The sequence below is a fragment of the Brenneria roseae subsp. roseae genome (genome assembly GCF_003115845.1).
Taxonomy (GTDB): domain Bacteria; phylum Pseudomonadota; class Gammaproteobacteria; order Enterobacterales; family Enterobacteriaceae; genus Brenneria; species Brenneria roseae.
Window position 1 is genome coordinate 124,760 of sequence record NZ_KZ819024.1, and the last position, 13,533, is coordinate 138,292.

Here is a 13,533-nt window from a genome sequence, read left to right on the forward strand (position 1 = left end):
AGATTAATCTCCTGAACGACTATGACCACTATCCAACAGAACCTACAGGACATTCGGCAGCAGATCTCAACGGCCGCGCGACAGTGCGCAAGGGCGCCAGAGGACATCACGCTGCTTGCAGTCAGTAAAACCAAACCTGTGACGGCCATCGAAGAAGCAATCAGCGCCGGACAACGGGCATTTGGTGAGAATTATGTTCAGGAAGGCGTGGACAAAATTCGTTACTTCCGGGAAAACCAGCCGGAAACGCATTTGGAATGGCACTTTATCGGTCCGTTACAGTCGAACAAAAGTCGGTTGGTAGCCGAAAATTTTGACTGGTTCCACACGGTGGATCGTCTGCGGATCGCCCAGCGTCTGAGCGAACAGCGCCCGACAACGCTGCCGCCGCTGAATGTGCTGTTACAAATCAATATCAGCAATGAACCGAGTAAATCCGGCATTATGGTCGATGAATTAGCGGAACTGGCCGCCAGCGTGGCGGCGTTGCCGAATCTGCGGCTACGTGGTTTGATGGCTATTCCGGCCCCGGAAACGGATTATCAGCGTCAGTTGGCCGTTTTCCGGCAAATGACCGATCTGTTTCAGCCGTTAGCCTTACATCACCCCCATATCGATACCCTGTCGATGGGGATGACCGATGATATGAAGGCGGCGATCGCAGCAGGAAGTACATTGGTGAGAATCGGTACGGCTATTTTCGGTGCGCGTGACTATTCGGCAGCCTGATTCGTCATCATTAATCAGAGCCCGTCACCGGGACACGGTCTTAACGGAATAACGGTAATCAGCGAGAATTCAGATGCAGCAACGTAAAATAGTGTTTATAGGCGCCGGTAATATGGCGCAGGCCATTATCGCCGGATTAATTGAAGGGGGTTACCCCGCCGGCAATATCAGCGTATGCGCGCCTTCCGGCAGGAATCGCGATGTACTGGCGGCCAGATATGGCGTCACCGGCAGTGCTGATAACGTGCGCTGCGCGCAGGAGGCGGATGTTATTGTACTGGCCGTCAAGCCGCAGATGATGGCAACCGTATGCGAACCATTACGCCAGCAGGTGGATTTCACTGGCAAACTGGTGCTGTCGATTGCCGCCGGGATCAGCATTGACCGCTTTAAGGCGCTGTTAGACGAGAAGCTGAATATCGTGCGCATTATGCCGAATACACCGTCACTGGTAGGGAAAGGCATGAGCGGACTGTATGCGCCGGCGATCGTTAGCGAAACCGACCGGGCATTCACCGCCGAACTGATGAAAAGCGTTGGCAAAGTATGCTGGGTCGGGAATGAATCCGGCATTAACGGCGTTATCGCCGCCGCAGGCAGCGCGCCCGCGTATTTCTTCCTGTTTATGGAAGCCATGCAACAGGAAGCGATTCGCCAGGGATTCGATGAGGAGACGGCGCGTCTGCTGGTACAGCAGGCGGCTTCCGGCGCCGCCGCGCTGGTAGAAGCCAACCCCGGGACGCCGCTGTCAACGCTACGGGAAAACGTGACGTCCAAAGGCGGCACCACGGCGGAAGCGCTGCGGGTGTTTAACGAACGCCAGTTGACGCAGACGGTGGCAGAGGCCATGCAGGCTGCGGTCAACCGCGCACAGGAAATGGAAAAGTTATTTTAATGCAACGCGCTAATCATCCGCCCGTTTACTCTCTTTAATAAGGAACTGATGTATCTATGCTTACCCTGACTTTTCTGGTCAAGACGCTGGTCGACCTCTACGTGATGGTATTGCTGTTGCGCATTTGGATGCAGTGGTCGCACAGCGACTTTTATAATCCTTTGTCGCAATTCGTAGTAAAAATTACTCAGCCGATTGTCGGCCCGCTACGTCGTATTTTGCCGTCACTGGGCCCGATTGATAGCGCATCGCTACTGCTGGCGTTTATTCTGACCACCATCAAGTATCCTTTGCTGTTGCTGATTCAGGTGGGTGCGCTATCGCTCAGCCCGATGAATCTGCTGGTCGGTTTGATCTCCCTGATTAAATCGGCGGGCTATCTGATTTTCTGGGTGGTGATCATTCGCTCGCTGATGAGCTGGATCAGTCAGGGCCGCAGCCCTATTGAATATCTGCTGCACCAGTTGACGGAACCCTTTATGGCGCCAATCCGCCGCATTATCCCGGCGATGGGCGGTATCGATTTCTCCGCCATGGTGGTGATCCTGATCCTGTATATGCTCAATTATCTGGGTATGGATCTGTTTCCGGGATTGTGGTTCTTGCTGTGAGCGCCGTCACCCGCCATAACGACGATCTGATCATTCGGCTGTATATACAGCCGAAAGCCAGTCGCGACCAGATTATCGGACTGCACGGCGACGAACTGAAAGTCGCCATCACCGCCCCACCGGTCGATGGGCAGGCCAATGCCCATCTGACCAAATTCCTCGCCAAACAGTTCCGGGTTGCTAAAAGTCTGGTCATTATCGAAAAAGGTGAACTCGGTCGGCATAAACAGATTAAAATCATCAACCCGCAAACCATCCCGGCAGAAGTCGCGGAACTGATTCAATAAAGACGCAGGAAAACAGGAATGCAAAAAGTGGTTTTGGCTACCGGTAACCCCGGTAAGGTGCGTGAACTCGCCAGTCTGCTGGCGGATTTTGGTCTGGATATCGTGGCCCAAACGGAACTGGGGGTCGATTCCGCTGAAGAAACGGGCCTGACATTTATTGAGAATGCGATCCTGAAGGCGCGCCACGCCGCTCAGATTACCGGCTTACCCGCCATCGCCGACGACTCCGGGCTGGCGGTGGATGCATTAGGCGGCGCGCCGGGCATTTATTCCGCGCGCTACGCGGGGGTGGATGCCAGCGATCGGCAGAATCTGGACAAGCTGCTGCATACCCTGAAAGCGGTGCCTGACGAACAGCGCGGCGCCAGCTTCCACTGCGTGCTGGTTTATCTGCGTCATGCGGCAGACCCTACTCCGCTGGTATGCCTCGGTAGCTGGAAAGGCGTGCTGACGCATGACCCCGTCGGCGCAGGCGGTTTTGGTTACGATCCGATCTTCTTCGTACCGGAGCTGGGCAAAACGGCCGCCGAGCTCACGCGTGAAGAGAAGAACGCGCTGTCTCACCGCGGTCAGGCGCTGCGTTTGCTGCTGGATGCCCTGCGTCATGCTTAAGCTACCGCCGCTCAGCCTGTACATTCATATTCCCTGGTGCGTGCAAAAATGCCCCTATTGCGATTTCAACTCCCACGCGTTGAAAGGCGATATTCCGCATCAGGAATATGTTGACCACCTGCTGGCCGATCTGGATGCCGATCTGCCGCTGGCGGGCGTTCGGCCGCTGCATTCGATATTCATCGGCGGCGGCACGCCTAGCCTGCTGAGCGCGGAAGCGATGCAATCGCTGCTGGATGGCGTGCGGGCGCGCCTGACGCTAACGCCCGATGCCGAAATCACCATGGAAGCCAATCCGGGTACGGTAGAGGCCGATCGTTTCAGCGGCTATCAGCGCGCGGGCATCAACCGCATCTCGATTGGCGTACAAAGTTTCAATCCGCATAAGCTCACCCGGCTGGGCCGCATTCACGGCCCGCAAGAGGCCAAACGCGCCGCTCATCTGGCCGCCGGACTGGGATTACGCAGCTTTAACCTTGACCTGATGCACGGGCTGCCCGACCAGTCGCTGGAAGAAGCGCTGGACGATCTGCGTCAGGCGATTGCGCTCAATCCCCCCCATCTGTCGTGGTATCAACTGACCATCGAACCCAACACGCTGTTTGGCTCCCGCCCGCCCAAGCTGCCGGACGACGACGCGCTGTGGGATATTTATGAGCAAGGGCACCAACTATTGAGCGCGGCGGGTTACCGCCAGTATGAGACATCGGCCTATGCCAAACCGGGTTATCAGTGTCAGCACAATCTCAACTACTGGCGCTTTGGCGATTATCTGGGCATCGGCTGCGGCGCGCACGGCAAGCTGACCTTCAGCGACGGGCGTATTCTGCGCACGGTGAAAACCCGCCATCCGCGCGGCTATATGCGGGGCAACTATCTGGATAAACAGCATGAGGTGGCGAATGAAGACCGGCCTTTCGAATTCTTTATGAACCGTTTTCGCCTGCTGGAAACCGCCCCGCGAGCAGACTTCAGCGCCTACACCGGGCTGGATGAAAGCGTGATTCGCCCGCAGTTGGATCAGGCGCTGGCGCAGGGCTACCTGATTGAGACCGCCACTCACTGGCAGATTACCGAGCACGGCAAGCTGTTTCTAAATTCGCTGCTGGAGCTGTTTTTAGCGGATTAACTCGCGGGAAGCCACAGGAATGGAATCGCGATGAGTTTCTGCAAAAAGTCCGGGATAAAATGCGGACGGAACAACAAAATAATTAAGCTGACGCCGCAAGACGCTGTGCGCAATATTGGATGGATATAGCAAAACTGGGGGCGATGAAAACGCCGCCGAGTCACGCGCTGACTCCGGTGAGAATATTTTGATAAATGTCAGCGTTTTCAGCTTCCTGAGATTGAATTTCCGCGTACGGTTATGACAAAGTGTACGCATGTTGAATCTGCTGGTGACGACGATGAAATATATAAAATTACTCATAGCATCGCTGCTGATGGTCTCGGTATTGAGCGGTTGTAATACCGCGCGCGGTTTTGGTCAGGATGTGGAAAAACTGGGCAGTAAAATTTCCAGTTCAGCCAGTTAACGGCGTATTGCGCGTCAAGCCATACGCTGCGCAGAAGCCCCCGGGAAGGTGATACTCTCGGGGTTTTCTTTATACTCGCAGCATCAATTTCCGGACATTCCCGTTAATTACGTCGTTTTCACGTTGTCGCCCTCTTGCGCGTAATCATCCTGTAAAGCTGACTTGTCAGACGACTCGTCGGCCGCCGGCAACTCCTCCGACAGGGCAATTTGCTGCACCGCCAGTTCGCGAAACCGTTTCGGACTGACGCCGGTATGCTTATGAAAAAAACGGGTAAAGTAGGCTTCATCGTTAAACCCCAGCGACGCCGCCAGCTGTTTGATGGTTTTCGCGGTATACACCAATTCACGCTGAGCCTCCTGCACCACCCGCATATTGATCACATCCAGGCTCGACATCCCCAGAGCAATACGACACAGCCGGGAAAGGTGGCCGGGCGACATGCCCATTTCACAAGCATAGTCATTCACGGAAAGCCGCATCCTGAATTGCCGATCCACGCTACGCAGGAACTTATTAATCTGCGCCGCCTTGCGTGAACAAGTGGCGAGCTCCTGCTGCTCCAGCGACAAATGGCTAATGCGCGAGATATAAATAAATAGCGAGGTAAACAGCGACATACACATCGCCGTCTGGTTGACCGTCGGTACGCGAAGTTCGCGCAGCATAGCTTTGTAAAAACCCAGCACGGTTTTTTTGTCGCCCGCCGTTTTATCCAGCGCGATAACGCACGGCTGGTGAATCAGTTTCATCAAACTCGGCGCCAGCAGGTTTGCCATTGATTCCAGTGGTTTCTGAGAAGCGGTAACGGTCAGTCCTTCGGTGTCCGGCGTGTAATGAAAGGCATGAACGGTCTGCGCGGGCACCAGGATAAGGCAGGGAGACACCGCCGTTAAGCGGGCGCAATTGAGTAACACATCAACCTGCCCTTGCTGAATAAACAGCACCTGAATTAATGATTCATGCAAGTGTGGACTAACTTTCCAGTTATAGACTTTTGAGCGATAAGAAATATTTTCGACATTAAAGAAGTTTTCCCAGCTTAACTCTGATTTTTCGCCATATAAGGCATAGGCGGGAATAGTGTTCGTCATCAGCGTTCCCCTTAAATCTGTCCGATCTTTCGGTTAATCATCTTGAATACAGTAGGGACTTCCGACGTTTGAGCCGGCGGATCAAAGCAGTGGCGTTATCACCGCAATGACTTATTGGCTTCATATTCCCGCCCGCAAACTCATGGATAATCGGCTTAGATGAAATGTGGCGCGTCCATGGCAACGGATATCGTTCCACCGCCGTAGACCGTATCGCGTGACAGGCTGTCCTGTATTCATGCACATGTTTGCTGCCGGCATGGCCGCATCATTCAACAGATTCTGACTGAGGATGAAGGATCACCGCGCCTTCAGCCCTAAGGCTGTCAATCTCCGCCGCTGAATAGCCATACTGAGAGAGGATTTGCCGGGAGTGATAACCCAACGCCCGCGATGGGAGAATACGGGCCGGCCCCATTTCCCCGATGTTCACCGGCGGCGTGGTCAATACCCGCTGGTTACCCGTGGGGTAAGTCACCTGACGCAGACAGTCATTCGCCCATGCCTGCTCATCCTCCAGGATCTCGTCAGGCGTATAACCTTTCTCATGGGCAAAATCGTTTTGCTTGAGCATGGTCATCATTTCGCTCAACGTTTTCTGAGCGATCTGTTCACTGATGATATCGATAATCGCGCGGTTGCGCCCATGACGGTTGACGTCGTCAATCCGGCAGAAGTCAGGGCTGTCCACCAGATCCGCCCTTCCAAGCAGCGTCATGAATTTATTAAAAAAGCGGTCATATTCAGGAATACAGATCACCATCCAGCGGCCATCTTGGGTTTGATAGGTGTTGTTGAACGGGTTGGCCACTTCACGGCGGGATTTCGGATAGCGGTTGCCGTACTGAGCAGACACCACGGCAATACTCATCATAAACAGGGCCGTATGATGCAGACTTACGGTGACTTTATCGCCTTTGCCGGTTTTATAGCGTGCCAGCAGCGCCGCGCAGATGCCCGAAACCAGGCACATCGAAGCCTGAAAATCACCGAAACCATTCACCGAATTGATCGGCGTTTCGCCCCGTTCGTTGGTGGAACCCAGGATCCCGCCCCGGCACACGTAGGCGGTGGCGTCAAATCCCGCCGTATCCTTCTCCGGCCCCTGTTCACCGTAGCCAAGGATCTGCGCGAAGATCAGGCCGGGAAAACGCAGGTGCAGCTCTTCATAGGAGAAACCCAGACGCTCCAGCGCTTTCGTCCGATAGTTGGTCACAATGACGTCCGCCGTCGCCAGAATTTTATAGGCGATCGATTTTGCCCGATCGTTTTTCAGGTTAAGGCACAGGAATCGCTTGTTGGCATTGGCAATATCAAATGCCGGGTTTTCCTCATCGCTGTAGGGCATATTGAAAACCGACGCCTGCGTCCGGCCGGGATCCCCGGCCGGCGGTTCGATCTTAATCACATCCGCGCCCCAGTCGCCCAGAATGCGGGGCACCGTGGGCGCCGCCAGAAAAGAGGTCAGATCGACGACTTTCACTCCCTCCAATGGTCTCATGATATTTACTCCTTCACTCAGTAGATAATCTGGATTTTATTAAAATATCAAAAAGTTACATTCTCAGCGTTTGATGAACCACCGGATGATCCCTTTTTTCGATTGGCTGAATACGCACCATCAGAATGATCAGCGCGCCGACGATGGCGACCGTCGCGCCGAGGTACAGGGCGTATTCATATTTGCCTGTGATATCAATGATCAAACCGGAAAATACCGGCGAAAGAATGCCGGCGGCCGTGCCAAACACGCCGTTCAGCCCCACCAGTACGCCGGTGTTTTTCTGGGAAAAAACCATAGGAATAGAGAAATGCGATGCCATGGTAAAACACAAAAAGAAGTTGGAAGCGGAGATCAATCCGGCGGCGCTCCACAGGCTGCCGGCGCGCGTGCCCAGAATTAAAAACAGCCCGGCCAGCAGCAGCCCGAGAATCGGCGATAGTTTCCTGCCGAAATTTTGCCCAAAGCGCTGAGAAGCGCTATCGGCCACCAGACCGCCCAGCGGATAAGCGAAAATCGCCACCAGATAAGGCAGCATGGAGTAAATGGCACTCTGCTTCAGGTCAATCCCCCGTCCCATGGCAAAATAGGTGGGCAGCCAGGTCATAAACAGAAAGAAAAGATAGTTGGTGCAGAAATAGCACAGCGAACATCCCCAGACCGAGGGCGTGGAAAAGATATCGCGCTTACTGAGTACCGGTACGCCGTCCGTGTTGCTTGATGAAACGCCGGCTGGTGGGGCGATCTTTTGCCCGGCCTGAATATAAGACAACTCGGCAGGCGTGATATGGGGATGCTGCTCCGGCCGATTTTTACCTAACCGCCACCAGATAAGGCACCACAGGATGCCCGGCAGGGAAACGACATAAAACGCCATTTGCCAGCCCCAGGTTTGGATAATCCAGGCGGAAAACACCATCGAAGCGGCGATGCCCGCCGGACAGCCTACCTGCAATAACCCGGTGGCCTTGCCGGATTCATTTTTCGGCACCCAGTTGGCCAGCAGTGAAAAATTAGCCGGCACCAGCACGCCCTGCCCGATGCCCACCAGAATACGCAGCAACATCATTATCCCCAACGTCGAGCCAAAGGGGGTTAAAAATGTGAACAGCGCCCACCACAGGGTGCCGGTCACCAGCACGACGCCGCCGCCAAAGCGGTCGGCCAGCGCGCCGGCGGGCAACATGGTTACGGCATAGCCGATAAAAAAGGCGGTGGACACCCAACCGAACTCCGTTGCGTTCCAACCATACTGCTGCATTAACGCCGGCCCGCACATGGACATACTGCTTCTGGCGACAAACATGACAAAATAATCAATGATCAGCAGAACCACGATGTTCCAGCGTGTATTACCAATTGATGTACTCATATGCCACTCCCGCGATAAAACGAAAATGGCTACACCAGCGATGACGCCAAGAGATGCAGCCATTGTGATCGGTGATGATGACGCTGCTAGCGAGGCATCACGCAATAACGCCGGCGCTGGCAATCAGCGGGCGGGCAATCGTCAGGCGCTGAACGGTACGCGGCCCTTCTTCAAACCATAACGCTCTGGCATCGCGGTACATTCTTTCGACCGGTCCGTAGGGGTTATCCTCGAAATACCCGATTCCCCCGAAGATCTCCAGGCAGCCATCCGATACGGTACGGACGGTATCAATGCCGTGCAGCTTGCACATGGCGGAGACCATTTCGATATCCTCGCCGCGATCGAATTTTCTGGCGCAGTCCTGCAACATCACCCGCAGCGCATGGACCTGCGTTCCCATGTCGGCAAGGGTCTGCTGGATGGCCTGGCGCGCGGCCAGCGGTTTACCGAACGTCACGCGATCTTTGGCCCGCGCGATGGCGAGTTCCAGAAAGCGTTGGGACATGCCCAGACAGGTGACGGCGATCATGGCGCGGGAGTGCGCCAGCGCATCCATGAAAATATCCAGCCCGTCGCCCTCTTTCCCCATAATGTTGTGTGCGGGAACCTCGCAGTTCTCAAAGCGCAGATAGGCGTGGCCCGCGCCGCGGCATCCCATCATGTGCGGCATGGGATCGATGTAATAACCGGGAGTGTTGGTTTCGATCAGGAAGGCGGTCAGACCGCCTTTTTTGCGTTTATTTTCATCCGTGACGGCAATGACATAGCTGGCATCGGAGATGTCGGTGTGGGAGATCAGCGTTTTTGAGCCGTTAAGGACATATTTGTCGCCTTTCCTGACCGCGGTGGTGCGAATATCCGCCCCGGAACCGCAGCCGGCCTCAGTTAACGCGAAGTTGATGTAGGCGTCTTTATTCGCCAGTAACGGCAGCCAGCGGGCCTTTAAATCTTCCGCGCCGTGATCGCGCAGGATGCGCCAGTTCAGACCGTTGGCATGATGCAAATTCATTCGCATGCCGCCCGGCCCGCGGCAGAACTCTTCCATAACCGAGAAAAACTGTTCGCAATTCAGTCCCAGGCCGCCATATTCTTCGGGGATAGCCAGGCGGAATAAATCATTTTTACGGCACACATCATAATAGGCTTCAGGAAAGACATTGGTTCTTTCCACTTCCAGTTGCAATTCTTCCAGATCGGTTTCTGTCACTCTACGGACTTTTTTCTTCAAGGCATCCAGTTCTTGTTGCGATAATATGGCCATATACCACCTTCTATTTATCATTGAGTGAATACGAAAGTTATGATGGTGATTAAATTGGTATTTAATCGTTTCCACGCATTGCGAGGATTTTATTCTCTGTAAATAATTCGCTGCATGGTTGGCGATAATCAGATTATAGGAACAGGATGCATCATTTAAACATTGACATTTTCAACTAATCACAGGACAAATCGAACATTGCGATAAACGCCCTAGAGGAAACAAAATAAAAACAATTAAAAAACAATAATTTATAAAATAAACACTTTTATATTAAATATTTATTTTTATGATTCATTCCTGTTTTTGCGAGAGAGATCAATATTTATTAGCAATGTGTATTTACGCCATATAAGGTTAAATCAATGTTAATCAATATAATTAAAATTCACAGCAATGATCTATATCCCTTATCTCATAAAAAAAGAAATGTCTATTTTGTCCAAGTAATTGTCATGATTGTCTATATCTAAGCGACAATAGTTATTCTATGCTCGCCGGGTACCAGAAAATAAAACCATTAAAAACCCACTAAAAATATCCATCGCCATAAATAACAGTATTCAATGAATAACGGCAATACCGAAAAAAATATTCATTGAAAATGATAAAGGGAATATATCCCACGACAGCCTTTAATGAGGAGACGTTATGGACTTCCAGGCCAGTAATAATCAGGAGCAATCATGGACTTTTTGCTAACCGAAGAACAGGAACTGCTGCTCGCCAGTATCCGCGAGCTTATCAGCCGCGATTTTCCTGAAGAATATTTCAAAACCTGCGATGAAACGCGCAAGTTTCCCCATGAGTTCTTTTCCGCATTGGCGGAAAGCGGCATCGGTCTTTTAGGGATCCCTGAGGAGCTGGGCGGCGTTCCCGCCGATATGCTGACCCAGGTGTTGGTGCTGGAAGAGATCGCGCGGATGGGCGCGCCCGCCTACATCATGACCGAAGGGCAGTGCATTCATAATATGCAGCGCTTCGGCAGCCCGAAACAGCTGGAGAAAACGGCCGAAATTGGTCTGTCGGGTATTCCCGCCTACTCGCTGGCCTTTACCGAACCGCAGGCTGGTTCAGACAACAACCGCATTGCCACTACCTACACGCGCAAAAACGGCAAGGTTTACCTGAACGGACAAAAAACCTTTATTACCGGCGCCAAAGACTACCCTTACATGCTGGTGCTGGCGCGCAATCCCGAACCGGACGATCCCAAACGCTGCTTTACCTTATGGTGGCTGGATCCCAACGCTCCCGGCGTAAAACGCAACGATCTGCACAAAGTCGGCTGGCATATGGTCAGCAATTGCGAGGTTTTCCTCGATAACGTGGAAGTGGAGGAAAGCGATATGGTGGGCCGCGAAGGTTACGGCTTCATCCATATGATGGAAAACTTTGAGATTGAGCGTCTGGTTATCGCCGCACACTCTCTCGGCGTTGCCGAGTGCGCTTTTGAAGATGCCGCCCGCTACGCCAATCAGCGTATCCAGTTCGGCAAACCCATCGGCCAGTTCCAGATGATCCAACTCAAACTCACCCAGATGGCCATCAAAATCCAGAACATGAAGAATTTTGTTTACCGGGTGGCCTGGGAGTGCGACAGCGGCCTACCCATGCGTCTTTCCTCGCCGATGTGCAAGATTTACTGCGCGCAATCTGCCTGCGAGGTGATCGACGACGCCATGCAAATCATGGGCGGTCTGGGCTACACCGACGACAGCCGTATTTCCCGATTCTGGCGGGATACCAGGGTAAATCGCATTGGCGGAGGCACCGATGAAATCATGGTGTATATCTCCGCCCGCCAGATCCTGAAACAGTACGAAAGCCGATAGGGGGAATAATGAAAATCATCACCTGTTGCAAGCTGGTGCCCGAAGAACAGGACATTGTGATCACACCTGAGAGAACGCTGAATTTTGATCGCGTCGACGCCAAGATCAGCCAGTTCGACCTGAATGCGCTGGAAGCGGCGGCTCAGCTCGCCGGCGCTGGCGATCGGATCGCCGCGCTCAGCGTCGGCGGCAAACTGCTGGAAAATTCCAAAATCCGCAAGGATCTACTATCCCGCGGCCCCGACGAGCTTTATCTGGTGCAGGACGAACGTCTGGAACGCGCCCTGCCTTACGACACCGCGCAGGCGCTGGCCGCCGCCGCCGGCAAGATCGAATTCGATCTGATGCTATTCGGCGAAGGTTCCGGCGATATGTATGCCCAACAGGTCGGTCTGCTGGTGGGGGAAATGCTTCAGTTGCCTACCCTGAATGCCGTCAGCGCGATTGCGGTGACGGAAAACCGCGTCAGGGTCGAGCGCTCGCTGGAAGATGAAGTGGAAGTGCTGGAAATCCCGCTGCCGGCCGTGCTGTGCGTCACCTCCGATATTAACGTGCCGAAGATCCCTTCAATGAAAGCCATTCTGGGCGCGGGGAAAAAGCCGGTGACGCAATGGCGCCCGGACGACATCGGTTGGACGCCCTCGCCCCCGCACAGCGAACTGGTCAGCGTCTTTGCGCCGGCCCAGACCGCGCGCAAACACATCATTATTGAAGATGACTCACCCGAAAGCATCAGCCAACTGGCCGACTACCTGAGTAAGGCGCTGAACTAGAGAGGAAACCGCCATGAATAAACTGACTAACGTATGGGTGTTCAGCGATAAGAACGATCGCTATGCCGAACTGCTGGCCGGCGCCCGCCAGTTGGGAGAACAGGTTACGGCGCTGGCGGTCAACGCCGACGGCGTCGAACATATTCGGCGACTGGGCGCGGCGGATACCCTGTACTGGCTGGGCGAGATGCCGGCGCTACAGCGGATAGAAAATTATGCGGAAACCATTGCCGCGATGATAAATCATACGCTTGAGCAAACCAATCCACGACCGGCCACGCTCATCCTGTTGGCCGCCACCAAACGCGGTAAGGCGCTGGGCGCCAGACTGAGTATCCAGCTCAATGCCGCGCTGGTTAACGATGTCACCGCCCTGAGTATCGAATCCGGCGGGATCTGCGCCGAACACCGGATGTACGGCGGATTGGCCTTTGGCCGGGAACGCATCGCCACGCCGCTGGTTATCGCCACCGTCTCTCCCGGCGTGTTTGAACCATTGCCGGAAAATACGCCGCGCGCCTGCCTGGTGACAGAGAAGGGCTACATCACGCCCCGGCAGGAAATAGTTTGCCTGGAACGGCGGGGAAAACCCGCCAGCAGCGTAGACCTGAGTAAAGCCAAACGCGTGGTGGGCATCGGGCGAGGCCTGGCGGCGCAGAACGATCTGCGCATGGTGCAGGATCTGGCGGCGCGTCTTCAGGCCGAGGTGGGCTGTTCGCGGCCAATCGCCGAAGGCGAACATTGGATGGAGCGCGAACGCTATATCGGCGTTTCCGGCGTATTGCTGAAATCCGATCTCTATCTGGCGCTCGGCATTTCCGGGCAGATTCAACATATGGTCGGCGGAAACGGCGCCAAAACCATCGTCGCCGTCAACAAAGACAAAAACGCCCCCATTTTTCAGTACGCCGACTATGGCCTGGTCGGGGATATCTACAAGGTCGTACCAGCCTTAATTGAACGGCTAAGCCGCTAATAATAAGAGTCCGCTCGTATAAAAACGGTCGCGGGCCAGGGAGCAA

The 13,533-nt window shown here is 54.1% G+C and carries 14 protein-coding genes; 10 read left to right on the top strand and 4 right to left on the bottom strand.

Annotated elements, in window-relative coordinates; translation table 11 throughout:
* Nucleotides 1-21: 21 nt before the first annotated feature.
* The 7 genes from DDT52_RS04890 (at nucleotide 22) to DDT52_RS04920 (ending at nucleotide 4,672) form a co-directional block, all read left to right on the top strand.
* The gene (locus DDT52_RS04890) at nucleotides 22-729 is read left to right on the top strand and encodes a YggS family pyridoxal phosphate-dependent enzyme (RefSeq protein ID WP_136155369.1); all 708 of its coding nucleotides are present in this window, start codon (nucleotides 22-24) and stop codon (nucleotides 727-729) included.
* 73 nt (nucleotides 730-802) lie between these two features.
* Nucleotides 803-1,624, top strand: coding sequence for a pyrroline-5-carboxylate reductase (gene proC, locus DDT52_RS04895; protein WP_136155370.1), 822 nt, complete (start codon nucleotides 803-805; stop codon nucleotides 1,622-1,624).
* Nucleotides 1,625-1,680: 56 nt separating this feature from the next.
* Nucleotides 1,681-2,235, top strand: coding sequence for a YggT family protein (locus DDT52_RS04900; RefSeq protein ID WP_095833248.1), 555 nt, complete (start codon nucleotides 1,681-1,683; stop codon nucleotides 2,233-2,235).
* Nucleotides 2,232-2,522: a DUF167 family protein YggU gene (gene yggU, locus DDT52_RS04905; protein WP_095833247.1), complete on the top strand. Its 291-nt coding sequence runs from the start codon at nucleotides 2,232-2,234 to the stop codon at nucleotides 2,520-2,522. Before DDT52_RS04900 ends, yggU begins: the two co-directional genes overlap by 4 nt.
* Before the next feature lie 18 nt (nucleotides 2,523-2,540).
* Nucleotides 2,541-3,134 carry an RdgB/HAM1 family non-canonical purine NTP pyrophosphatase gene (rdgB, locus tag DDT52_RS04910; protein ID WP_095833246.1) on the top strand — a complete coding sequence of 198 codons (594 nt, stop codon included), beginning with the start codon at nucleotides 2,541-2,543 and terminating at the stop codon, nucleotides 3,132-3,134.
* Complete coding sequence (hemW, locus tag DDT52_RS04915; RefSeq protein WP_136155371.1) at nucleotides 3,127-4,263, top strand: radical SAM family heme chaperone HemW; 1,137 nt, start codon at nucleotides 3,127-3,129, stop codon at nucleotides 4,261-4,263. The genes rdgB and hemW overlap by 8 nt, the downstream gene beginning before the upstream one ends.
* Before the next feature lie 280 nt (nucleotides 4,264-4,543).
* A complete protein-coding gene (locus DDT52_RS04920; protein WP_095835687.1) occupies nucleotides 4,544-4,672 on the top strand; it encodes an entericidin A/B family lipoprotein in 129 nt (42 codons plus the stop codon).
* 107 nt (nucleotides 4,673-4,779) lie between these two features.
* Here the strand turns inward: DDT52_RS04920 and DDT52_RS04925 are convergent, their stop codons facing one another.
* The 4 genes from DDT52_RS04925 to DDT52_RS04940 form a co-directional block, all read right to left on the bottom strand.
* A complete protein-coding gene (locus DDT52_RS04925; RefSeq protein ID WP_095833244.1) occupies nucleotides 4,780-5,766 on the bottom strand; it encodes a helix-turn-helix domain-containing protein in 987 nt (328 codons plus the stop codon).
* A gap of 268 nt (nucleotides 5,767-6,034) precedes the next feature.
* Nucleotides 6,035-7,267, bottom strand: a complete 1,233-nt coding sequence (locus tag DDT52_RS04930) for a CaiB/BaiF CoA transferase family protein (protein WP_136155372.1) — start codon at nucleotides 7,265-7,267, stop codon at nucleotides 6,035-6,037.
* A gap of 55 nt (nucleotides 7,268-7,322) precedes the next feature.
* Entirely contained in the window at nucleotides 7,323-8,639 is a 1,317-nt protein-coding gene (locus DDT52_RS04935; protein WP_095833242.1) for an MFS transporter, read from the bottom strand.
* 97 nt (nucleotides 8,640-8,736) lie between these two features.
* On the bottom strand, nucleotides 8,737-9,903 hold the full coding sequence (locus DDT52_RS04940) for an acyl-CoA dehydrogenase family protein (RefSeq protein WP_095833241.1): 1,167 nt from the start codon (nucleotides 9,901-9,903) through the stop codon (nucleotides 8,737-8,739).
* 686 nt (nucleotides 9,904-10,589) lie between these two features.
* On the opposite strand from DDT52_RS04940, the gene DDT52_RS04945 reads away from it, so the two are divergent.
* Genes DDT52_RS04945 through DDT52_RS04955 form a run of 3 tightly spaced genes read left to right on the top strand, consistent with a single transcriptional unit; the run spans nucleotide 10,590 to nucleotide 13,487 of the window.
* Entirely contained in the window at nucleotides 10,590-11,738 is a 1,149-nt protein-coding gene (locus DDT52_RS04945) for an acyl-CoA dehydrogenase (RefSeq protein WP_136155373.1), read from the top strand.
* A gap of 8 nt (nucleotides 11,739-11,746) precedes the next feature.
* Nucleotides 11,747-12,511, top strand: coding sequence for an electron transfer flavoprotein (locus DDT52_RS04950; protein WP_136155374.1), 765 nt, complete (start codon nucleotides 11,747-11,749; stop codon nucleotides 12,509-12,511).
* Nucleotides 12,512-12,524: 13 nt separating this feature from the next.
* Nucleotides 12,525-13,487 (top strand): FAD-binding protein, encoded by a 963-nt coding sequence (locus DDT52_RS04955; protein ID WP_136155375.1) that lies wholly within the window; start codon nucleotides 12,525-12,527, stop codon nucleotides 13,485-13,487.
* Nucleotides 13,488-13,533: the final 46 nt, after the last annotated feature.

Excerpts from the sequence above, each read along its gene's own strand:
- DDT52_RS04940 (WP_095833241.1), bottom strand. The coding sequence starts at position 9,903 with ATGGCCATATTATCGCAACAAGAACTGGATGCCTTGAAGAAAAAAGTC.
- DDT52_RS04925 (WP_095833244.1), bottom strand. The coding sequence starts at position 5,766 with ATGACGAACACTATTCCCGCCTATGCCTTATATGGCGAAAAATCAGAG.
- hemW (WP_136155371.1), top strand. The coding sequence starts at position 3,127 with ATGCTTAAGCTACCGCCGCTCAGCCTGTACATTCATATTCCCTGGTGC.
- DDT52_RS04920 (WP_095835687.1), top strand. The coding sequence starts at position 4,544 with ATGAAATATATAAAATTACTCATAGCATCGCTGCTGATGGTCTCGGTA.
- rdgB (WP_095833246.1), top strand. The coding sequence starts at position 2,541 with ATGCAAAAAGTGGTTTTGGCTACCGGTAACCCCGGTAAGGTGCGTGAA.
- DDT52_RS04900 (WP_095833248.1), top strand. The coding sequence starts at position 1,681 with ATGCTTACCCTGACTTTTCTGGTCAAGACGCTGGTCGACCTCTACGTG.
- DDT52_RS04955 (WP_136155375.1), top strand. The coding sequence starts at position 12,525 with ATGAATAAACTGACTAACGTATGGGTGTTCAGCGATAAGAACGATCGC.
- proC (WP_136155370.1), top strand. The coding sequence starts at position 803 with ATGCAGCAACGTAAAATAGTGTTTATAGGCGCCGGTAATATGGCGCAG.
- DDT52_RS04945 (WP_136155373.1), top strand. The coding sequence starts at position 10,590 with ATGGACTTTTTGCTAACCGAAGAACAGGAACTGCTGCTCGCCAGTATC.
- DDT52_RS04950 (WP_136155374.1), top strand. The coding sequence starts at position 11,747 with ATGAAAATCATCACCTGTTGCAAGCTGGTGCCCGAAGAACAGGACATT.
- DDT52_RS04935 (WP_095833242.1), bottom strand. The coding sequence starts at position 8,639 with ATGAGTACATCAATTGGTAATACACGCTGGAACATCGTGGTTCTGCTG.
- DDT52_RS04930 (WP_136155372.1), bottom strand. The coding sequence starts at position 7,267 with ATGAGACCATTGGAGGGAGTGAAAGTCGTCGATCTGACCTCTTTTCTG.
- DDT52_RS04890 (WP_136155369.1), top strand. The coding sequence starts at position 22 with ATGACCACTATCCAACAGAACCTACAGGACATTCGGCAGCAGATCTCA.